This window comes from Pelodictyon luteolum (genome assembly GCF_001622165.1).
Taxonomy (GTDB): Bacteria; Bacteroidota; Chlorobiia; order Chlorobiales; family Chlorobiaceae; genus Chlorobium; species Chlorobium luteolum_B.
In genome coordinates, this window is the sequence record NZ_LVWG01000011.1 from 1 (window position 1) to 20,963 (window position 20,963).

At 55.4% G+C, this 20,963-nt stretch carries 18 protein-coding genes and 2 tRNA genes; 6 read left to right on the forward strand and 14 right to left on the reverse strand.

The genetic code is table 11. The features are described from left to right. The 10 genes from A3K90_RS01015 to A3K90_RS01060 form a co-directional block, all read right to left on the reverse strand. The coding region (locus tag A3K90_RS01015; RefSeq protein ID WP_303680741.1) for a DUF6079 family protein at positions 1-1,257 on the reverse strand (1,257 nt) is incomplete at its 3' end. Continuing rightward, positions 1,254-1,769 (reverse strand): BREX-3 system P-loop-containing protein BrxF, encoded by a 516-nt coding sequence (gene brxF, locus A3K90_RS01020; RefSeq protein WP_303680742.1) that lies wholly within the window; start codon positions 1,767-1,769, stop codon positions 1,254-1,256. The genes A3K90_RS01015 and brxF, both read right to left, overlap by 4 nt. Before the next feature lie 22 nt (positions 1,770-1,791). Further along, positions 1,792-1,926: a hypothetical protein gene (locus tag A3K90_RS01025; RefSeq protein ID WP_303680743.1), complete on the reverse strand. Its 135-nt coding sequence runs from the start codon at positions 1,924-1,926 to the stop codon at positions 1,792-1,794. Positions 1,927-2,817: 891 nt separating this feature from the next. Beyond that, complete coding sequence (locus tag A3K90_RS01030) at positions 2,818-3,315, reverse strand: hypothetical protein (RefSeq protein WP_303680744.1); 498 nt, start codon at positions 3,313-3,315, stop codon at positions 2,818-2,820. Next, positions 3,312-3,515 carry a hypothetical protein gene (locus A3K90_RS01035; RefSeq protein ID WP_303680745.1) on the reverse strand — a complete coding sequence of 68 codons (204 nt, stop codon included), beginning with the start codon at positions 3,513-3,515 and terminating at the stop codon, positions 3,312-3,314. The genes A3K90_RS01030 and A3K90_RS01035 overlap by 4 nt, the downstream gene beginning before the upstream one ends. 102 nt (positions 3,516-3,617) lie before the next feature. Beyond that, entirely contained in the window at positions 3,618-5,402 is a 1,785-nt protein-coding gene (locus A3K90_RS01040) for a hypothetical protein (protein WP_303680746.1), read from the reverse strand. Positions 5,403-5,539: 137 nt separating this feature from the next. Beyond that, positions 5,540-5,803, reverse strand: coding sequence for a hypothetical protein (locus tag A3K90_RS01045; protein ID WP_303680747.1), 264 nt, complete (start codon positions 5,801-5,803; stop codon positions 5,540-5,542). Beyond that, the gene (locus tag A3K90_RS01050) at positions 5,800-6,036 is read right to left on the reverse strand and encodes an AlpA family transcriptional regulator (protein ID WP_303680748.1); all 237 of its coding nucleotides are present in this window, start codon (positions 6,034-6,036) and stop codon (positions 5,800-5,802) included. The genes A3K90_RS01045 and A3K90_RS01050 overlap by 4 nt, the downstream gene beginning before the upstream one ends. Before the next feature lie 199 nt (positions 6,037-6,235). After that, on the reverse strand, positions 6,236-7,438 hold the full coding sequence (locus A3K90_RS01055; protein ID WP_369690399.1) for a tyrosine-type recombinase/integrase: 1,203 nt from the start codon (positions 7,436-7,438) through the stop codon (positions 6,236-6,238). A 179-nt stretch (positions 7,439-7,617) separates the two neighbouring features. Continuing rightward, positions 7,618-7,707, reverse strand: a tRNA-Ser gene (locus A3K90_RS01060). A gap of 333 nt (positions 7,708-8,040) precedes the next feature. Between A3K90_RS01060 and A3K90_RS01065 the strand changes: the two genes are divergently transcribed. Beyond that, entirely contained in the window at positions 8,041-9,882 is a 1,842-nt protein-coding gene (locus tag A3K90_RS01065) for a cyclic nucleotide-binding domain-containing protein (RefSeq protein WP_303680750.1), read from the forward strand. Between the two features lie 74 nt (positions 9,883-9,956). On the opposite strand, the gene A3K90_RS01070 is transcribed toward A3K90_RS01065, so the two are convergent. Continuing rightward, positions 9,957-10,029: transfer RNA gene (locus tag A3K90_RS01070), tRNA-Gly, on the reverse strand. A gap of 106 nt (positions 10,030-10,135) precedes the next feature. After that, on the reverse strand, positions 10,136-11,335 hold the full coding sequence (trpB, locus tag A3K90_RS01075) for a tryptophan synthase subunit beta (RefSeq protein ID WP_303680751.1): 1,200 nt from the start codon (positions 11,333-11,335) through the stop codon (positions 10,136-10,138). 99 nt (positions 11,336-11,434) lie between these two features. Here trpB and A3K90_RS01080 point away from each other — a divergent pair, with 99 nt between their 5' ends. Further along, entirely contained in the window at positions 11,435-14,119 is a 2,685-nt protein-coding gene (locus A3K90_RS01080) for an LPS-assembly protein LptD (protein ID WP_303680752.1), read from the forward strand. Between the two features lie 25 nt (positions 14,120-14,144). Here the strand turns inward: A3K90_RS01080 and A3K90_RS01085 are convergent, their stop codons facing one another. Then, positions 14,145-15,023, reverse strand: a complete 879-nt coding sequence (locus A3K90_RS01085; RefSeq protein WP_303680753.1) for an alpha/beta fold hydrolase — start codon at positions 15,021-15,023, stop codon at positions 14,145-14,147. Between the two features lie 125 nt (positions 15,024-15,148). Between A3K90_RS01085 and A3K90_RS01090 the strand changes: the two genes are divergently transcribed. After that, positions 15,149-15,559, forward strand: a complete 411-nt coding sequence (locus A3K90_RS01090; RefSeq protein WP_303680754.1) for an Rrf2 family transcriptional regulator — start codon at positions 15,149-15,151, stop codon at positions 15,557-15,559. 24 nt (positions 15,560-15,583) lie between these two features. Beyond that, positions 15,584-18,457: an excinuclease ABC subunit UvrA gene (gene uvrA / locus A3K90_RS01095; protein ID WP_303680755.1), complete on the forward strand. Its 2,874-nt coding sequence runs from the start codon at positions 15,584-15,586 to the stop codon at positions 18,455-18,457. Between the two features lie 2 nt (positions 18,458-18,459). Here the strand turns inward: uvrA and A3K90_RS01100 are convergent, their stop codons facing one another. Beyond that, on the reverse strand, positions 18,460-18,759 hold the full coding sequence (locus A3K90_RS01100; protein ID WP_303680756.1) for a hypothetical protein: 300 nt from the start codon (positions 18,757-18,759) through the stop codon (positions 18,460-18,462). Between the two features lie 157 nt (positions 18,760-18,916). On the opposite strand from A3K90_RS01100, the gene groES reads away from it, so the two are divergent. Continuing rightward, positions 18,917-19,204: a co-chaperone GroES gene (gene groES / locus A3K90_RS01105; RefSeq protein WP_011357300.1), complete on the forward strand. Its 288-nt coding sequence runs from the start codon at positions 18,917-18,919 to the stop codon at positions 19,202-19,204. 47 nt (positions 19,205-19,251) lie between these two features. After that, positions 19,252-20,895, forward strand: a complete 1,644-nt coding sequence (gene groL / locus A3K90_RS01110; protein ID WP_303680757.1) for a chaperonin GroEL — start codon at positions 19,252-19,254, stop codon at positions 20,893-20,895. Positions 20,896-20,963 lie beyond the last annotated feature (68 nt).

Below are 20,963 nucleotides of genomic sequence, written 5' to 3' on the forward strand. Positions count from 1 at the left end.
ACGGTCACGTAGCTCCTCGGCGGATGCTCCCATGGGTGCATAGATGTCGCCAGTGGTAAGGCGGTGAACGGACAGCGCATGGATAAGGCGCAGCGCCATCGGTTTGTATTGTTTGCGGGTGATGGCGTTCTCGATGCGGGATTCCAGCACCTGGCTACAATCAATGACGGCCCGGATCTCGGGAATAGCCCGGAACGAGGCGTTCTGTTTGAGCGTACTCCAATAGCTGTCGAATGCGATCAGGCCGGGTTCATCCTCTGGCACCTCCTTGCCGAGAATGCCTTTCATGCTCATGGACAGGGTTTTGAGCACCTCGCGCTTTTCCACCACGGTAACCCGCTCGAAGGTATCGATATAATCAGGATGTACAGGGAAAAGCCGGACAAACTCATCCATCTGCTCATTGAGCCTACCGTAGTATTTGGCAAACGGCATCAGGTAGTCACGAATTTTGGCCTGCTGTTCGGCGTTCTTCTTGAGCAGTCGTTCCGCCACGACAAACTTCACATCGTTGCGTGCAATGAGAATCTGCTCGAAGCGGTCCTTTACCCGGCGGATGCTGTCGGCAACAAAGGCAAATCGCGGGCTATCGAAAATAGCTTCCTGGACACCGGCCATGAAACGGAAGCGCAGACCCTTGCAGACTTCGCCAACCTCGCGGAGGAAGTTGAGGTCGAGGATCAGTTCCTGGTCCTTGCGGGTGCGCAGATAGTCGAGCAGTTCATCGACCACCAGCAGCAGGCCATGATCGGGGTAAGCCTGCCTGAACTTCTCCATCATGTCTTCGAAGGCTCGCTTGTGACTGGCGATGGTACCGGCTTCGGGGAACACAAACTCCACGCCAAGATTTTCGAGATTCTCTTCCAGCTCAGCAACCAAGATATCTCGCAGGGACATGGTGGTCGCTCCAATCTCGGTACGGATAACCTTGAACCGACCGGCAATACTGGCCGCATGGTTGCGAACCGCTATATGCTTCAGTTGCGGTAACAAAGAACCATCGCCAGCAATCGCCGAAATGACCGACATCAAGTGCGATTTACCGGTACCATAGTTACCAACCACCAATAAGCCCTTATTGTCTACCGGCTGATCGAACTGCAACTGTGGAATGACAAGCTGTATGAGCCGCTCGCCCATTTCCTCGGATATCACATAAGTGTTTACCAGGCGACTGGCCGCACTTGATTTCTCTGCATCACGCAACTGAACGACCGATTCGATCGCGTCGAATTGGATAAGGTCTCCGTATTTCATACTTCCCCTCTTTCTCTCATTATTATTGCCGGGTCACCCGCGTATGCACTATCCATGCGTACAATCAGAGCATCGACTGAGTCGTAACTGCGGTACTCGGTATGGCCGGATTCAGCATACAACAGCCGCTCCGAAGTCATGGTGCCGTTCCATGAAGCCACAATTGTCCGATTTCTCGAAATACCCTGCAGCAACCGCAAGGGGTCCTGCTTGAGATCCTTGTCGAAAAGGATCTCGAGATTATCCAGCACCACCGGGGACAGGGCTTTGTCTACGATATCGCCGAGAAGTTCGGGTAGCTGCAGTGACCGCTTTTTCGCTGTCAGCTCCAGAAGCTCACTTGAAAGCGCCAGATTGATGTTGATGACGCATGTACCAAACTCCTCAGCGACATCCCGAAGAACACCCGTCTTGCCGGAACCTGTCTTGCCCACCAGTAGCACCAGACGATGGTACAAGCCTTCGGCTGTTTGCACGGCATCTTGGATCTGCTGATGAACGAAACCGCCCATAATGCTTTCTCGAGTAATTCGTTTACCCTTCAACAAAAAAATCAGAATCGATCTTCTTCAGCTCGTAGGTCGCTTCAGTCGATACACCGATACATCTCTTGATCATCAGGCTGGACAACTGCTTGTCTTCAAACAAAATAAACTTGCGGGCCATCATTCCCGCAAACACTTTGACGCCAATGCTGATCAGGGAATACAGTTCTTTTCAACACAGAGCAAATCATCGGACAGCGAACTGAGTCAGAGAACCCATCTGCCCGTTTGGACTCTGTGCTTGACGGCCCCAGTCGATTAGCAATTGGCATGTCGTATCTATGATAATTATTGCTGAATCATGGCCTTCGGCCGAGATGCGCTTTCAGTTCAGGAGATAGAGCGCAAAAAAGGCCAACGCCACCCAAAACCAGAAGGATGTGTAAAAGGGTCTGGGTTCCTGTAATTGAGAGCCCCTGTCGGAGTGGTGCTTGTATTATCAGGCGCCGATGGCGTGGATGAATAACCGACACCTCTGCGATAGCCTCGATGCCGTGGGAATTGCAAATCTTCGTATTGGCTTTGCTGTGGACACTTATGGACCGTATCCGGCCCATCAAAGGCGACCCATTGGCCTTCGGGCATATGCCGTAAATGGATTCGCTGGCCGCAATACTTGCATCGCCGAAAGTAGGATGGTTCCGGATGAGGGTTTCGGATTCTGCTTCTTGCGTATGACATAGTCCTTTCGGGGTAGTGGGCACTTCTGAATACACATAAAACAACCAAACTCAAGACATCTGACATACTGCATAACGGATTTCCGTGTATATGGCATTTTACGGAATCTTCACTCTATTTGGAAGTTTGTCGCGAATTCTTTGTCATTCATGTTATCATTAAAATAGCCTCAGGCATAGGACAAAAGCTGTCTGATGCGACGTGAAACCGGGTATTTGAACTGTTTTTTCGAACCCCACAATCCGGTCACAATTCGCAAGATTCCTGCTTTGGTATTGGCCATTGAAGTGCGCCTCTATAGTATTACCTCTTGCTTCAAAATCGCTTCCATGGATCATGGGAATCGCCCGGTTTTTCCCCCTGATTTGTGCCCTATTTCCACCAGCTGTTCGGGTGTAAATCCTTTGAGGAACGAAAGTTCAGATACCAAGACCCTTTTGTCGCCTTGCCATTCGTACCAGGCCATGCGCTTGTGGAAATCATCATCGACAAAGCACAGCGTCCAGCCTTTCGCTTCACACTCCTCATCTTCGAGCAGTATTTCCCGGTACTCCTGATCGGTGACTTCCTCGCCCAATGGCTTGCCATAGGGCTCGATACCCGCCCGGCGCGCAAGCTCAGCGATCGATACGTCACCCCGCAGATAGTCCTTGTTCCGACCGTCGCGCCAATGCTCTGTAAGGCGTAGGACATCCTCAAGTCGAAATGCCCATCCCTCTGAGATTATGACAGCCTTTTTCTGCTCGGCTTTCTCCCGCGCTTTCTTTGCGACCCGGTCAGTGACGGCCACCTCAATATTCTGCAGCCGATTTTCCGTCATGCGTTTCATCATGCGTCCTCGTTCAGTTGTTGCTCCATACGGATGATCCTTTCTTCAAGTTCACTATCCCTAATCGTTCCGGTCAGGATATTGGCGACATAGGCCGCCGCCTTCAGGTGGGTTTCGTTGATCTCGCCAGCCTCAAACCGGTTCAGCAGATTGGCCAGATAGCGCCGGATATCGCTCAGTTTCTGCAACCTTTTCGTAGCCATAGGGGGTGTGTCTCATCAATTTCAATTATAACAATGCTTTAGCTGCTTTTTCCCTTACAAGAACTGACCAAAAACCTCTCATTGTGCACTGATACCCGCTCATCAGAATGGCCCTGCATCGTGATCGACGAAGCCGCCAGCAGCTGGTTCGATTTTTTCCCCGGCAGCTTTCCGGACGTTTCCATGTTCACTATGTTCACCACGTTCACTTTTTCGGATGGTGATTCGGCGCCCTTTCTTGCTCTGCTTCGCCCCTGTTTCCGGAATCAGGATAACCCCGACCTCCTGGAGAGCCGGGATCTGCCGTTTCAGGGCATTGGCCAGTCCCTTCTCGCTTTTCGGCCATCCCTCACTGTCCGACCTGAACGGAAGCAGCTTTTCGAGAAGCTCCTTGTAAGTCCCGTCGAACACGCGCTCATAAGGGGCATCTTCTGACATCTGGACAACAGCCAAGGCAACCGGGCTTGATTCCATCGCCCGCTGTATCGATTCCTGGTAATTGCCATGATATAATACCGTGAATACCCGCGGCTCATAGCCCAGACTTTGTGCCATCGCTTCCCCGAGGTGGTTGAAGTCAGCCATCCTGAGCGCATCGGCAGGAAGTTCTGTTTTCGGCAGCATCGCAAGCGTACTCACGAACAGGTCCAGCAACCCGCCGAATATCTCCGGCCAGGCCTCATTGAAGGCGGCATTAAGCTCCGATTCCAGTCGCCGGCGGCCTGCGATGACTGGCAATTCGATATGCACCGTCCTGGAAATCAGGTCTTGAGCCGTTACGATGTTGTTGATGCCTGAGAGAAGCACTGGCCTCTTGATCGTTATCACGGTCTCGTCGCTATTGGTGAATAATGTTCGGCCTGCATAGGCGCCGTCGGTCGCCATGATGCAGAACGCATCCTGCAGGCCTGGTGTCAAGTGGGAAACATTGTCCAGGGCAACAACCCAGTTGTTGGCGGCCGCAACAAAGGCATCCTCGACGGTCTTGGGCGCGGCCCGCAATGGGGCCGAACTCGCATCGACCAGGGAGCGGATCCGCTTTTCGGTATTGGACTTGGCCGACCCTTGCACACCGCAGAGCTCCAATGCCGGAAACGGCGTGTCCGGGCGCCATGCCTCAAGAATCCAGGCAAGCACAAGCAACCGCTCCTCCTCGGGAATGTTGACCAGCTCCCACAGCCGGCCTATATCGCCGCCTCGCACCGGTTCCGGGAAAGGCGCCGCTGAGCCCGATATCCAGAACTTTACCGGAGCAACATCCAGCAAGCGCCAGCCCCTGCCGGTCACTTCGGCCACGCGCCACTGCTCGCCGATCCCATGCAGGTAATAGCCGCCACTCTTTGCATGTCGTCCGGCACGGAGGAACACCCGCTCGGGCTTGCCTTCATGTTGACAAATCCCGGACAACGTGCCACAGGCCTGTTTCAATGCCGAATCACTGGCCGACGACCCGCAGGACTCATGGAAATAGTGGTAACTCAGCCAATCGGCGAACCTCGTGCTCCGGACCTTCATTGTTTCGATGCCGACGTCGACAAAGCCATCCCTGGTTGTTTCATCGAAAAACAGCTCTCCGGTTCTCGTCGCCAATGCAACCAGGGCATCTGCCGTGCACAGCGCCTCATCACCGTCAGTGCGTGATCCAAACCGGTCAATCTCGTTTAACGGGATTCCAGACGGCTTATGCTGCTTGATCTTGACCCGCAATCGAAACCGCTGCTCCGGGGAGTTCTCGCTAATGCATTGCCATGCCGCCTGGAACGCCTCACCCGCATAGAGTGCCGGTTCATCCTTGCCGCGCCGTATCACCTCCTCGACAACCGACACACAGCGCTCAATCTCTTGTGCATCTGCTCCGGATTGGTGAACATGGTGAACGTGGTGCACGTTGGAAGTCCCGGTTTGTCCCATAGAGGAAAAAACGCCGCTGCTTACCTTTTGCGGATGAGCTTCAGGTGTCGTTCCGGCCATCGAGCCCTCACCATTTGAGATGTACGTTGCGCGTGAACTACTCGAGCCCGGGTTCATAACCTGCCGGCTCCCCGCCGGTTGTACCGCTCGGCTGCAACCGGATCGATGAAGGGGACCGAACGATACATGCCGTACACACAGACCCGCGCCTCCGGCGTCGCCGCCCGAAGCCTGGCAAAGTCCGCCTTCAGCCTGGTATCCAGCTTCATTCTCTCAGACTTTCTGGAAGTCTCATACTGCTGTCGCAGTCTTCTGAAGGCGTTTACTGCTTCTTGTCGCATTTCCTCATTGAGGACGGATTGGTCTTCCTGTTTCATGCTGCACCATCCTTTTTCGGGGCAGCGTTCATGCCTTTGTCAAAACGTTCAACCAGTTCCTGAATGTCGGCAGCCCGCCATGCCGACGTTTTTTCTGTGAGCCTGACCGGCTTGGGGAATCGCCCCTCGGCCACTGCCTTATACCACGATGCACGACTCACCGGAATAATTGGTGGAATGCCCTTTTTCGGGTCACCAATGATCTGACGGATGCGATAAAATTTCTGTTCCATGATGAAAAATTTTGGTTTGCAAGTTTTCTCATCATGAAGATGCCTATAACCGATACCGAGTTTTACGGACAAAACGATTTCAGCTGAGGCAAGGCAAGACCAAATGCCCGGCCAATGGCCGGGCGCAGGTGTAGGATATGAAGGGAGGGGAAAAAACAGGGGCGTTATTGTGCGCCTGTACGATATACAGCGGTGCGCCTTACGCCGCTTTCAGACCGTCAAGGTAATCCGCCCATTTCTGCATCATCAGACGACGATCATCAAGAAATGAGGTGCGGTTGTAGGCGCGGCCGTTGGGGTCCCGCACCGCATGGGCGAGTTGGTGTTCGATCAGATCGACGCGAAACCCGAGGACCTCGTCAAGGATCGTTCTGGCGGTCGCCCGGAAGCCGTGGGCGGTTACGATATCCTTGTCGAAACCGAGATAGCGGAGTGCCGCATTGATGCTGTTGTTGCTCATCGGACGAGAGGCTCGACCGGGGAAGACATATTGGCCGCGGCCACTTACCGGCTGCAGTTTTCGAAGAATTGCCATTGACTGACGGGGGAGCGGGACGACGTGCGGCTGCTTCATCTTCATGAGTTCCGCCGGAATCGACCAGGTGCCTGTTTCAAAGTCAATCTGTGACCACTCCATTTTCTGAAGCTCGCCAGGGCGGACGAACAGCATGGCTGCGAGTTGCAGGGCTGATTTCACGACAAGGGTGCCCTGATATTCGTCAATAGCCTTCAGCAGCGGGGCAAGCTCTTTCGGGTCGGTAACAGCAGCATGATGCCTGGTTTCACGACGCCTGAAAATCTCACGAGGTTTCAGTGCGGAGGATGGATCATGTTCAAGCCTGCCAGTAGCAACAGCATACCGGAACACCTGGCCACACATGATCTTGATTCTGAGAGCCGTTTCTGCGGCTCCCCTGGCTTCGATATTCAGGAGCATGTCACGGACGTCTGAAGCCTTGATTTCAGAGACTGGTTTGCTGCCAATCGCCGGATACACGTCCTTTTCAAGACGGCATTTGACCGTCAACGCATGGCCGGGAGACCATACCTCCTCATTCTTGCCGTACCACTCACGGGCTATCAGCTCGAATGATGAGGCATCGTTGATCAATGCTGCTTTCTTGGCGGCCTGTTTTGCCGCTCCGGGATCTTGTCCGTTGGCCAGGAGGACTCTGGCATCCTCGCGCCGCTTTCGTGCGTTGGCAAGGGTGATTTGAGGATATTGCCCCAAGGCCAGCAACTTCTGTTTCCCGTCGAACCGGTACTGGAAACGCCAGAGCTTGCCGCCGGTGGTTGTCACAAGAAGATGGAGGCCTGCGCCGTCTGAAAGCTTGTAATCCTTTTCAGTCGGTTTGGACTTGCTCACTTGAGCATCGGAGAGGGGGAGTATCCGTTTTGGCATCGGCTTGAATTTCGTCTTGATGGTATCCGAAATCCGGTTGGTGGTATCTACCAGAAAAAGTACCACCAAAAAACCCGGACCCCACAATAACAATGTAGACTACCGCAGACCCCAAAACAAGAAAAGCCCTGATTTTACAGGGCTTTTCGGGCTATATGGGGCGTCTTGGAAACGCCAAATGGCGGAGAGGGAGGGATTCGAACCCTCGGTACACTTGCGCGCACAACGGTTTTCGAGACCGCCACATTCAACCACTCTGCCACCTCTCCGGAGTGTTTTTTGTAAAGTCTCGTGGTCGCGACTTTTGCTGCAATTTTCCCGAATCATTTGTTGAGCAATACCATTTCCCGATGGATTCGGGGAGAGGCATGCTTTCCCGCTCATAGCGGGAATCCGGTAAAAGGAACGAATATAAGCCGGAAGGGGAGACTTTCCCAAATTTTCATGGTAAAACCGCCCAGGGTGAATGCGCTCTTCTGACGATGGTTGTTGTGTTAATGTTACAACAATGCCGGCTGGTGTCTCACGAAGGGAAAAAATACCTATGTTTGCTAAAGTTTCGGACTGTCTGTCCCTCATCATCGTCAGATCCACAAACCTCTATGGAGACAGCGACTGTTGATGCGTTTCTCATTGGCCTTGTTAGCGCCGTTTCCCTTCCGCTCGGCACTCTGACGGCAATGTTCTGGAGATTTTCTAATAAAACGCTTGCCATACTGATGGCTTTCGGCGCGGGTGCACTTCTTGCCGCCCTTACCGTAGATCTTGTTGTCCCTTCGCTTGAAGAGGGCCTGTTCCCGATGGTTGCCTCCGGCTGCATTGCCGGAAGCCTCCTCTACCTTTCCCTCAACAGTGTTATCAATAACCGGGGCGGGTTTCTGAGAAAGACCTCCACGACCCTCAGTTATTTTAATCATCGTCGCGAGCAGAAATTCACCCGTCTCGGAGGGACATTCAAGCGCATTCCGTTCCTGAAGGACCTTCCTGAGGCGGAGCTTCGCCAGCTTGCTGCCATTACGCGCATGAAAGAGTATCCTCCGGGCGCACTGCTCTACCAGAAAGGGGATACTCATGCCAAGCTCTATATCATTGATGAGGGGGCCGTCCAACTGCTCGATCCACGCCATAACATGGAGCCGTTCCTTCGGCTGGGGCCCGGGGCCTCCTTCAGCCGTCTGGCCTTCATTACCGGTTCACCGAACGCAACGGCAGCGCGTACCGACGGATCCTGCACGGTATGGAGCATCAGGCAGGATGATTTTTTCAACATTCTGAAAACAACGCCGGCTCTCAGGGAAAAACTTTCCGGATTCCTTGCTACTTCAAATGAAGTGAAGGATTATCTCACTGAACGGCAGGGAATGGATGCCGCCGGAGCATCTGCGTGGGCGGCCAATGCAGCCGCTTCGGTACTGCATGCGGAGCCGGTCAGCAGTGCCAGGCCCTCAATTGATGATCGGGATCACCGCTCGACGGAACTGCTATGCGGGGCAAAACGGTTTCCCGTGTTCGAAAACATGCCCGAATCCATTGCTGAAGATGTTGCACGCCACATGCAGTGGCGACAGTACGATAAAGGTGAGGTAATTTACCGGTTCAGCGAATATGCCGACCGGCTGTACCTGATAGAATCCGGAAGCATCGAAATGATTGATCAGGCTGATGAGGATCCTGAGCCGAAAACACTCGGGCCGGGAAACATCTTCGGTGCACTTTCAATGATCACGGGAGCCCATCATGCGGCAGCGGCCATGGCGGGAACCGATACCGGCCTCTGGATTCTCAAACGGCAGGACTTCGATGCATTGATTCACCGCCACAGGGAGCTTGAAGAGAGGCTTGCCGCTTTTCTGGATTCTGGCAAGGCGAAAGAGTACCTTGAGCATCGGCAGAATTTCAATCCCGACATTGCGACCCAGTGGACAAGAAAAGCGCTTGGGCTTCTCGGCAGTTCCGGTCGGAGCCTGCCGACCGCCGAAGAGATGAATGCTCATTTGCGGGACCACAAGAACGCTCCGCTAGCCATCTGGCTGGGAATCTTTCTCGACGGCATCCCCGAGTCGCTCATGATCGGTGCAATGATGACTAAAATGCCGATGATCAGCCTTTCCCTGCTTGCAGGACTTTTTCTGTCAAACTATCCTGAAGCTCTCTCCAGTTCAGCCGGCATGCGCCAGCAGGGAATGCGCTCCGGCAATATTCTGCTGATATGGGGATCGTTGACCCTGTTGACCGGTCTCGGTGCAGCAACAGGCAACGTCCTGTTCCGGGGGGCCGATCCCTATCTCTTTTCGCTTACGGAAGGATTTGCAGCAGGGGCGATGCTGACCGTCATTGCCGAAACCATGCTGCCTGAAGCATACCTCAAGGGGGGCTCCGTCACCGGTCTTTCAACGTTGCTCGGCTTTCTTTGCGCCCTTTTGTTCAAGTATATAGGAGGGTGAGGGTGGGGCATGTTCAGGAATGTCACGAACACAAAAAAAGCCTCTGAGTTGTATCAGAGGCTTTCGTGTTCCGGAGCGGGAAACGAGACTCGAACTCGCGACCCCAACCTTGGCAAGGTTGTGCTCTACCAACTGAGCTATTCCCGCGTTAATGAGCCATAAATATAAGGATATTTTCTTTTTGTGCAACTGGCTTGTGATTTTTCCTCACAATCTTTTTCTGTTGCCCGAAAGGCCCGCCAAGAGAGGCTCTTCAGAGATTAAGCTTTTCCATGATGGTCTCCATGTCTTTGTCGCCGCGTCCGGAGAGATTAACGATGATGATGTTGTCCTTAGCCATTTCAGGGGCCCGGGTGATGGCGTAGCGGACTGCATGTGCCGACTCGAGGGCGCAGATGATGCCTTCGGTTTCTGCCAGCGTACGCAGTGCCGACATGGCATCATCGTCGGTGACCGAAGTGTACTTGACAAGGCCGAGCTGCTGCAGGTGGCAGTGCTCGGGTCCGACGCCGGGGTAGTCGAGTCCTGCCGATATGGAGTGCGCTTCCTGTATCTGGCCATCCTCGTTCTGGAGAAGCATGGTCATGGCTCCGTGGAGAACTCCGGGGCTGCCCATGGTGAGGGATGCGGCATGTCGCCGGTCAAGCCCTTCGCCGGCGGCTTCGACTCCGACGAGTTCGATGCTGCCGGCATCCGGGAGGAAGTCATAGAACATGCCGACAGCATTGCTCCCGCCGCCGATACAGGCGGTGATGACGTCCGGCAGGCGGCCCGCCTGAGCCAGAATCTGGCGGCGGGTTTCACGGCCGATGACCGACTGAAAGTCACGCACAATCATGGGGTAGGGGTGCATGCCGACAACGGAACCGATGATGTAGAACGTTTCTTCCGGGTTGTTCATCCAGTCCCTGATGGCTTCGCTTGTTGCGTCCTTGAGGGTTCGTGATCCGCTTGAAACAGGGCGGACCTCGGCGCCAAGCAGTTTCATGCGGGCGACGTTGGGTGCCTGACGGCGGATGTCTTCTTCTCCCATGTAGACCACGCACTGGAGGTCGAAAAGGGCGCAGACGGTGGCTGTGGCCACCCCGTGCTGGCCGGCGCCGGTTTCAGCAATGACGCGACGCTTTCCCATTCTCCGGGCAAGCAGCACCTGACCGAGTGCATTGTTGATTTTATGTGCTCCGGTATGGCAGAGGTCTTCGCGTTTTAGCCAGACCTCTGCTCCGCCGAGCATTCGGCTGAGTCCTTCGGCATGGTAGAGCGGAGTTGGACGTCCCACGTAGTCGCCGAGCAGTCCGTCCAGCGTGCGCTGAAATTCCGGATCCGTTTTTGCTTTCAGGTATTCCGCTTCCAGACCGGCGGCGTTCTGCATGAGGGTTTCGGGGATGAATCTGCCTCCGAACTCGCCGAATTTACCGGTGGAGTCTGGGGCTGAGTAGGCGGCTGTCGACATGGGTTTGTTCAATGGTTCTATGGCGTGGGATTGAGTAAATAATATCTATATTTAATAATTTACCGGCCAATATCACAACCCGAGAGACGCCTGAACTGCGTGAAGCTTTTTGACCGACAGATTACGGGACCGCTGAGGCGCCTGCTGCTGCTGGTCTGCCTTTCCATCCCTGCCTTCGCTGTGCATGCTGAAGTAAGCGCCGAACAGGATTCTTCCTCCTCCCGATACGACTTCGTTTTCCCCGAAGAGAAGTCTGATTCCCTTGTTTCCGCGTCCGATTCCCCCGGAACGCCATCGCGCCCGGTGAACTATGCTGCCCGGGATTCTATGGTTTATCATCTTGATACCAAGATGGTCGAGCTTTGGGGCAAAGGCTCGGTTACCGATGAGGGTACAACCATCAAGGGTTCCAAGATCCTTATCAACAGGAACTCCTCCACCCTCACGGCATTCGGACAGTTCGACAGCGAACATGTCCTTGAAGAGCCTGCGACTTTCTCTGATGCAGGAGGAGGTTTTGAGGGCGAAGCGATCACCTACAACTTCGATACCCAGAAAGGCAAGACCTTCAAGGCATCTTCGGTTGCGCAGAATATCATTTTCAGCGGTAACGATGTGACGCGTCTTCCCGATGGAGAGCTGAGCATCAAGGGGGGCTCCTTCACCACCTGCGATGATGAAGATCCTCATTACTGGTTCTCGGCATCCCGCATGCATGTTGTTCCCGACAGCCGCCTGCATGCATGGCCGCTGGTGATGTACGTGCGCCCCGAAATCTTTTCATACCGTCTTCCCGCAATTCCGATTCTTCCATTGCCATATATGGTGTTTCCCATCAGCTCGGGGCGGAAGTCCGGCCTGCTGATTCCCCGCCCGGGAGAGGATGGGGGCGGGTTCATGCTCTCTGGTGTGGGTTACTACTGGGCAATGAACGACTATATGGATCTGCGTCTTGAGGGGGATCTGCACGCCAACAGCGACAGCCGCACGGCGGAGCGGTTCCGTTATGTCAAGTACGGGGACTATTCGGGTTCCATCACGGGCGAGCAGAAGACGGAGGGGCTCTCCAAAAACTGGTACTACAATATGGTGCACAGCCAGGTTGTCGATCCCACTACCAGCCTTGGTCTTAATTTCCAGTTTTACGGCGGTGAACGAGAAAGCGACCTGAACTCGATCGACTCCGAATCCATCATCACCGAGCAGTCGAGCGCCTCGGCCTATATCGCCAAGACTTTCGACGACAACAACAGCATCGCCTCCCTCGGCTACAGTCGTTCGGAGGACCTGCGCAACAGCAGCTCCTCGCAGCGCATCAGCGCACTCTTTTTCCAGAACAGGCTCTATCCGTATCTCGATGCCGAGCCCGGCGACTGGCGCCGCGACGTTTCACTCAGCTCGGGGGTCTCCTACATCGGCGACTTCTCTAAGAGCACCAGTGGCAGTTCTAGTGATGGCTATGCCCTTAATGCCAATACCGAAGCCGGGTATTTCCACCGCTATTCCGACAACTTCAGCGCCCTGTATACCCAGGGTGTCAGCGTGCAGTCGATTGTGCCGGATACTACACGTTACCCCCATGCCTTCAGTGGTTCGCGGCTGGTCATGCCGTTTCAGATGCAGTCGACCATCAACCGCCATTTCCACCTGAATCCTTCGCTGACCTTCAATCATTATGAACCCGATGAAGGCCAGGGCGACCCCTTCTCAAGCATGGTTTTCACTCTGGACGGTACCACCCGTCTCTATGGGCGGCCGATCGGGACCGGTTTCCTCGAGAACCTGACAGGGATGACGGCGGTCCGCCATGTCTTCATCCCAGCCCTTACATACGCCTGGAACCCTGAGTATTCCGGGTCGGATTTTTATGACTCAGCCTACGACTGGGCCGACCCGCTTCGGTACGGCAGGTTCGAAAGCCCCATCTACACGGGTGTGGCTGCCGGACAGAGCACTATTGGTATCAGCCTCCGCAACCTCATTCAGGGCCGGTTCCGCGGCGGAGAGTATCCTTCGCCTGGTGCTGTGGACGGCGGGGATTATTCTCGTCAGTTACTTTCTCTGACGGCATCAACGTCCTACAACTTTGCGGCCGACTCTCTTCGCCTGGCCCCCGTCACGTTTCTTGCAACGAGCAATGCCATTTCCGACCACCTGCTTCTGAGCACCGGCGGGATGTACGATTACTACAGCTACAATCCTGAGACGGGAGAGCGCATAGACCGTTCAAGTAGCGAGGATGGACATGGGCTGCTCCGATTCGTGAAGGGGTTCGTGAACATGAGCCTGAGTTTCGAGGGTGAACGGAAGGGCACCGCACCGAGATCCTCAGTGCGTGACAGTGGCGTGCCGTTTGTCATGAACGCCAATCAGGCGCTCTTTCTCGAACGGTTCAATATGGGCGATTTCGGCGACGTCGATTTCGGTATTCCCTGGCAGCTGCGCATGTCGATGTTTCTCTACACCGACCATGACCCCAATAGAAGTTATGCTGCATCGTCTCCGTCATCAATGTCGCTCCTGAATGCCATGCTGAGGATCGGCATCACACGCAACTGGCAGGTAGCGGTCAATAGCGGTTATGATTTCCTCAACAACGATGTGGTGTTTCCGATGGTGCAGGTCAACCGCGACCTGCACTGCTGGCAGCTGAGTTTCCAGTGGGTGCCCTCTGGCGTGTTCAAGAGCTATTCCATCCAGATCGGTCTTAAGGCACCCCAACTCCGCGACATCAAATTCAGCAAGAAGGGGACTTCCCTCAGCGAGCTCAGTCAGGGGATTTGATTCCAGCCTGTTCGTTTTCTCTCTTTCAGGTTTTTTCAAGCGAATCAAGAATCACCCGAAGCCTCTCGTTGAAGGCTTCATCGGCATCGTGGTGGATGCAGTGGGCCGCCTTCGGGATGATCCATGCTCCGGCCTGCGGCAGGAGTTCCTGGAATTCCGGTATGATTTTGTGCGGCGGCAATGCTGTATCCTCCGCCCCCCATATCAGAAACGCTTTTCCCGTGTAGCGCGAGGGCTTTTCAAGGTCGTCGAGCCGGAAGTCGCCCGGTCTGCGTGAAGGCGACAGATAGGACCAGGATGCGCCCCGGTCCTGAAGCGGCCGGGTGAACTGCGTGATGAGCTTGAGGTTGACCTTCGCCTGGTTAAAGTAGGTCGGTGCCAGACTCTGGCTGACGCCGACGGGGTTGGCGAATGCGGTGAAGAGCACCTCGCCGATAAGGGGTGAACCGACCAGCCCGAAAAAGACGCTGTTCATTCCATCCATGGTGTCCCCGAAGAGTCCCGATGGGTTGGCAAGAATCAACGCTTCGATTTTTTCCGGACGGTGGTCTGCATACCAGATGGCACTGGCCGCTCCCATGGAGTGCCCTACGATGATGATACGCTGGAGCTTTTTCAGCTGCAGGAAAGCCTCGATCTGTGCTGCAAACAGCTCAAGGCTGTATCGCACATTAGGTTTTTCGGACCGGCCGAACCCGATGAGGTCCATCGCATAAATCCGCCGGTGCCCGCAAAACTCCGGGATGTTCAGGTTCCAGTGTTCGAGCATGGCTCCGTAACCGTGGAGGAAGAGTATCGGGGTGCCGGCGGCATCACCCGGTCCGTACTCCCTGTAGCGGATTTTTGCCCCGGTTTCTTCGCTGAGCTGCCAGAGGAAGTGGCGGTCTTTTTCTGTTTCCTTCATGGTATCGGCTGTTTAGGATACATGACGCATAAACTTTCTGTATAATATACCGGTTGAGTCCCATTAATGAAGCTTATATTGTCAAGAGAATAGAACGGCTCAGTGCCATAGGGGACATTCGACGTATGCTGCAGGTTTCCAGAAAATTCGAATACGGACTTCACGCGGTGGCATATCTTGCCTCACGGGGAGCCGAACGTGTCGTGACGGTTAAGGAGATGGCCGAGGAGATAGGTTTTTCTCCGGAGTTCCTTGCCAAGGCAATGCAGAGCCTGACGAGGGCGGGGATAGCCCGTTCCGTACAGGGTGTAAAGGGCGGCTACCAGCTTGCCCGAAAGGCCGAAAGCATCACGGTCGCCGATATCGGCACGGCCATAGAGGGTGCCCCGCATCTGGTCCGTTGCGTCGTGAAGGCCGACAACTGCGAGATATACTCATCCTGTCCCCACCGCGGATACATGACGAGCCTTCAGAACCGGATCCAGGGCCTCCTTGCATCCACCACCGTCCAGGCCCTCCTCGATACGGAGACGTAAACAACGAAACAAGAAGCACCGCTCATGACCAATCATAGGCTCAAGGGTTCGGCGCCGGCTGAACCGAGTCTGCCGGATATCGTCCTCAAAGGCATTACCACCCACAACCTCCAGAACATCTCCGTCCGCATTCCCCGCAACCGGTTCGTTGTCCTCACGGGTGTCAGCGGTTCGGGCAAGTCGAGCCTGGCTTTCGATACCCTTTATGCCGAGGGGCACCGTCGCTATGTCGAGTCTCTTTCAGCCTATGTCCGCCAGTTTCTCGAACGTATGCCGCGCCCCGAAATAGAGGTGGTTGAGGGTATCGCCCCTGCCATCGCCATCGAACAGAAGTCCATCCCCCGCAACCCCCGTTCAACGGTTGGTACCGTATCGGAAATCTACGACTACCTTCGCCTGCTGTATGCCCGCATCGGCAAGATCTATTCCAGCGACACCAATGAACTGGTGCTGAAACATACGCCTGACGACGTGGCCATGCAGGCTGGCTTTTTCGAGGAGGGGACGAAGTTCTATGCGGGCTTCCTTTTCCCTTCCCATGAGGACGGAAGCCATCATCTCTGCACGGTCGATGAGGAGATTTCGAATCTTCTGAAAAAGGGATTCTTCCGGCTCGTATCCGGCGACACCGTGCTTGATCTCAACAGCCCGGACGACTGCCGGAAAGTTGCGATGATGAGCGAAGCGAACCGTCGCTCACTGCTTGTGCTTGTTGACCGGTTTGTGACCCGTCATGACGAGAAGTTCCAGAGCCGGGTTGCCGAGGCGGCTGAATCGTGTTTCAGCGAATCGGGTGGCCATGCGGTGCTGCGGGTTGTCGGGGGAAAGACCTACCGGTTCAGCGACCGGCTGGAACTCAACGGCATCGAGTACCAGGAGCCATCCCCGCAACTTTTCGCATTCAACTCTCCAATCGGTGCATGTACGGCCTGCCAGGGGTTCGGTCGCATCGCCGGCATCGATGAGCATGCCGTCGTTCCCGACCGTTCACTGACGCTCGAAGAGGGTGCCATCGTCTGCTGGAACTCAGAAAAGTATCGATGGAACCTCGAGGAGCTGCTTCTTGCGGCACCGAAAGCCGGCATTCCGGTCGACGTCCCCTATGAAAAGCTCTCGCATGCCGAGAAGGAACGCATCTGGAAGGGCGTGCCTGGTACCGGGTACCGCGGCATATGGCCTTTTTTTGCCGAAATCGAGAAAGATGCCGGCTACAAGATGCATTTCAGGGTGTTTCTCAGCCGCTACCGCGGCTATGCGATCTGCCCAGACTGTGAAGGTTCGCGCCTGAACCCCGACGCCCGTCTGGTACGCGTATCCGGCCGGAGCATCACCGACGTGGCCCGTATGAACATCGCCGATGCCCATGCGTTCTTCAGGAGTCTCAAGATATCTCCCTTCGACCGCAAGGTAGCAGAATCGGTGCTCGAGGAGATTGAGAAGCGGCTCGGATACCTGCTTGACGTAGGTCTCGACTACCTGACGCTCGACCGTCTTACCCATACCCTCAGCGGAGGCGAATTCCAGCGCATCAACCTCTCAACTTCGCTCGGCTCGCCCCTCGTCGGCGCCATCTACATTCTCGACGAGCCGAGCATCGGTCTGCACCAGAGCGATTCGGCCCGTCTCATCACGCTGCTCCAGAAACTTCGTGATCTCGGTAACACGGTCGTTGTTGTTGAACACGACCGCGAAATCATCGAGGCGGCCGACGAGGTAATCGATCTCGGTCCACAGGCCGGCAGGCTGGGCGGAGAGGTGGTGTTCCACGGTTCAGTCGAGGAGATGAAGCGTTCCGGCACATCGCTGACGGCCGAGTACCTGCAGGACCGGCGCTCCATTCCGCTGCCGGAAGTGCGCAGAACTCCGGACTTCACGGCCTGCATCGAAATCAATGGGGCCATGCAGAATAACCTGAAGAACATCGACGTGCGTTTTCCGCTCGGCGTCATGACCTGCGTTACCGGCGTGAGCGGGTCGGGCAAGTCGACGCTCGTCAACGACATCCTCAACCGTGGCCTCATGCGCGAGAAGGATGGCGTGAAGGACGAGGTGGGTACCCACCGTTCGATTACCGGCGGATGGCAGATAGACCGTGTCGAGCACGTGGACCAGTCGCCCATCGGCAAATCGAGCCGGAGCAACCCGGTGACCTATCTGAAGATCTTCGACGATATCCGTGCCGTTTTCGCCCAGACTCCCGATGCAAAATCGCGGGGGTGGAAGGCGGGGTATTTCTCGTTCAATATTCCCGGCGGCCGCTGCGAGGCATGTGCCGGAGAGGGGAGCGTGAAGATCGAAATGCAGTTCCTCGCCGACATCGAAGCGGTCTGCGAGGAGTGCGGGGGGCTGCGATACAAGGCCGATACGCTGGAGGTGAAGTACCGTGGCCGTTCGATTGCCGAGGTGCTCGACATGACCGTAGAAGAGGCGCTCGTGTTTTTCGCACGGGAAAAAGGCATCGCACGCAAGCTCGGTGTGCTCGATGAGGTCGGACTCGGCTACATCCGCCTCGGCCAGTCCTCAAGCACCCTTTCCGGCGGCGAAGCCCAGCGCCTGAAGCTGGCGAGCTTCATCGCGCGCGCCGATGTCGAGCACACCCTGTTCCTCTTCGACGAGCCGACGACCGGCCTGCATTTCGAGGATATCCGAAAACTTCTGGGCTGTTTTTCGAAACTGCTCGAGCAACAGAACACCCTCATCATCATCGAACACAACCCCGACATCATCTCCCAGGCGGACTGGGTGATCGACCTCGGCCCGGGCGCGGGAGACAGGGGCGGGCGGGTTGTCGGCGAGGGCACGCCGGAGGATCTTGCCCGGATGGAACAGTCGCTCACCGGCCGGCACCTGGAGCCGCTCTTCAAACGGCTCAGAAAGACGAAGAAGGGGAAGGAGTAGCTTCAGCTGAGAATCGGGTCATCTTCAAGCGCACCTCCGTGAAGTCTGATGTGCGGGAAGTGCGATTCCGATGTGCGCTCCACCCATACTTCATCGCCACGACTGAATCCGCTCTCGTTCAATTCCACCGACAGCCTGTTTTTGGCAAGCGCCTGTATTTCCTGGAGTATGCCGGCATGCTCCAGGTCAATCGAGGTCGCCGTATCGTCCTTTATTTTCGAGAGGATGCTTTCCAGCTTTTCCATGGCCACCTTGCCGATGAGGCTCTGCAGCCGGCTCTCCATTCCTTCTTGCATATTCATGTCGATCTTTGTTGAAAACAGTTTGTATGGACTGTGATTTTTTTTATACTTGAGTGTTCTGTTAGCACTCGCTGCTATTGAGTGCTAACACCGGACAAAATAATTGCCTTATCAATAGTATCGCACTATTAATCCAAAACCCAAACAAGAGAAGACAATGAACTTGAAACCGCTAGCTGATCGAGTTATTGTTAAGCCCGCACCCGCAGAAGAGAAGACCAAGGGCGGCCTGTACATTCCCGATACCGGGAAAGAAAAGCCGATGTACGGCGAAGTCGTCGCTGTCGGCGCCGGCAAGATGTCCGACAGCGGACAGCTGCTCGCCATGCCGGTCAAAGCCGGTGACAAGGTGCTTTACGGCAAATATTCCGGCACCGAGGTCTCGGTCGAAGGTGAGGACTACCTCATCATGCGCGAGTCCGACATTTTCGCCATTCTCGCCTGAGAGCCATAACAAATTCTTACTAACCCTTACAGGAGGAACGCTTTACAATGACTGCTAAAGATATTCTCTTTGATGCCGACGCACGTGCCAAACTGAAAGTGGGCGTCGACAAGCTGGCCAACACCGTGAAAGTCACGCTCGGACCTGCCGGCCGCAACGTTCTTATCGACAAAAAATTCGGTGCACCTACCTCCACCAAGGACGGCGTCACTGTTGCAAAGGAAATCGAACTCGATGATGCCATCGAGAACATGGGTGCGCAGATGGTGCGCGAAGTGGCTTCCAAGACCAGCGATGTTGCCGGTGACGGTACCACCACCGCAACCGTTCTTGCTCAGGCCATCTACCGCGAGGGTCTGAAGAACGTCGCCGCAGGCGCACGTCCGATCGACCTCAAGAGAGGCATCGACCGCGCTGTCAAAGAGGTTGTCGCCGAGCTCCGCAACATCAGCCGCAGCATTTCCGGAAAGAAAGAGATCGCACAGGTCGGAACCATTTCGGCCAACAACGATCCTGAAATCGGCGAACTGATTGCCGAGGCCATGGACAAGGTCGGAAAAGACGGCGTCATCACCGTCGAAGAAGCAAAGGGCATGGAGACCGAGCTCAAGGTTGTCGAGGGCATGCAGTTCGACCGTGGCTACCTTTCTCCCTACTTCGTGACCAACTCCGAGACCATGGAGGCTGAGCTTGAAGACGCGCTCATCCTGATCCACGACAAGAAGATCGGCAACATGAAAGAGCTTCTTCCGATCCTCGAGAAGTCTGCTCAGTCGGGACGGCCGCTGCTCATCATTGCAGAGGACATCGAAGGCGAAGCACTCGCTACCCTCGTCGTCAACCGCCTCCGCGGTACCCTGAAAGTCTGCGCCGTGAAGGCTCCGGGCTTCGGCGACCGCCGCAAGGCCATGCTTGAGGACATCGCCATCCTTACCGGCGGTACCGTCATCTCCGAAGAGAAGGGCTACAAGCTCGAGAACGCCACGGTCAACTACCTCGGTCAGGCTGCCCGCATTACCGTCGACAAGGACAACACCACCATTGTTGAAGGCAAAGGCACCCAGGACGAGATCAAGGCACGCATCAACGAAATCAAGGGCCAGATCGACAAGTCAACCTCAGACTACGACACCGAGAAGCTGCAGGAGCGCCTTGCAAAACTCTCCGGCGGCGTTGCCGTCCTCAACATCGGTGCTTCCACCGAGGTCGAGATGAAGGAGAAGAAGGCCCGTGTTGAAGATGCGCTGCACGCAACCCGTGCCGCAGTGCAGGAAGGTATTGTTGTCGGTGGCGGCGTTGCCCTGATCCGTGCAATCAAAGGCCTTTCCAACGCAATCGCAGACAACGAGGACCAGAAGACCGGTATCGATATCATCCGCCGTGCACTTGAAGAGCCTCTCCGCCAGATTGTTGCCAACACCGGCACCACCGACGGCGCAGTTGTCCTTGATCGGGTGAAACAGGGTGAAGGCGATTTCGGCTTCAACGCCCGCACTGAGCAGTACGAGGACCTTGTAGCGGCCGGCGTCGTCGACCCGACCAAGGTTACCCGCAGTGCGCTCGAGAATGCGGCATCTGTTGCCAGCATCCTTCTGACCACCGAAGCCTGTATTACCGACATCAAGGAAGACAAGTCCGACATGCCGGCAATGCCTCCGGGCGGCATGGGTGGAATGGGCGGCATGTACTGATCCCGTTTCTCTCATTCTCTCTTACAGAGACCGTCTCAGCTGCAACGCTGAGACGGCCTCTTTTTTTT

Excerpts from the sequence above, each read along its gene's own strand:
- brxF (WP_303680742.1), bottom strand. The coding sequence starts at position 1,769 with ATGGGCGGTTTCGTTCATCAGCAGATCCAAGATGCCGTGCAAACAGCC.
- A3K90_RS01025 (WP_303680743.1), bottom strand. The coding sequence starts at position 1,926 with ATGATGGCCCGCAAGTTTATTTTGTTTGAAGACAAGCAGTTGTCCAGC.
- A3K90_RS01030 (WP_303680744.1), bottom strand. The coding sequence starts at position 3,315 with ATGATGAAACGCATGACGGAAAATCGGCTGCAGAATATTGAGGTGGCC.
- A3K90_RS01035 (WP_303680745.1), bottom strand. The coding sequence starts at position 3,515 with ATGGCTACGAAAAGGTTGCAGAAACTGAGCGATATCCGGCGCTATCTG.
- A3K90_RS01045 (WP_303680747.1), bottom strand. The coding sequence starts at position 5,803 with ATGAAACAGGAAGACCAATCCGTCCTCAATGAGGAAATGCGACAAGAA.
- A3K90_RS01050 (WP_303680748.1), bottom strand. The coding sequence starts at position 6,036 with ATGGAACAGAAATTTTATCGCATCCGTCAGATCATTGGTGACCCGAAA.
- A3K90_RS01055 (WP_369690399.1), bottom strand. The coding sequence starts at position 7,438 with ATGCCAAAACGGATACTCCCCCTCTCCGATGCTCAAGTGAGCAAGTCC.
- A3K90_RS01065 (WP_303680750.1), top strand. The coding sequence starts at position 8,041 with ATGGAGACAGCGACTGTTGATGCGTTTCTCATTGGCCTTGTTAGCGCC.
- trpB (WP_303680751.1), bottom strand. The coding sequence starts at position 11,335 with ATGTCGACAGCCGCCTACTCAGCCCCAGACTCCACCGGTAAATTCGGC.
- A3K90_RS01085 (WP_303680753.1), bottom strand. The coding sequence starts at position 15,023 with ATGAAGGAAACAGAAAAAGACCGCCACTTCCTCTGGCAGCTCAGCGAA.
- A3K90_RS01090 (WP_303680754.1), top strand. The coding sequence starts at position 15,149 with ATGCTGCAGGTTTCCAGAAAATTCGAATACGGACTTCACGCGGTGGCA.
- uvrA (WP_303680755.1), top strand. The coding sequence starts at position 15,584 with ATGACCAATCATAGGCTCAAGGGTTCGGCGCCGGCTGAACCGAGTCTG.
- A3K90_RS01100 (WP_303680756.1), bottom strand. The coding sequence starts at position 18,759 with ATGAATATGCAAGAAGGAATGGAGAGCCGGCTGCAGAGCCTCATCGGC.
- groES (WP_011357300.1), top strand. The coding sequence starts at position 18,917 with ATGAACTTGAAACCGCTAGCTGATCGAGTTATTGTTAAGCCCGCACCC.
- groL (WP_303680757.1), top strand. The coding sequence starts at position 19,252 with ATGACTGCTAAAGATATTCTCTTTGATGCCGACGCACGTGCCAAACTG.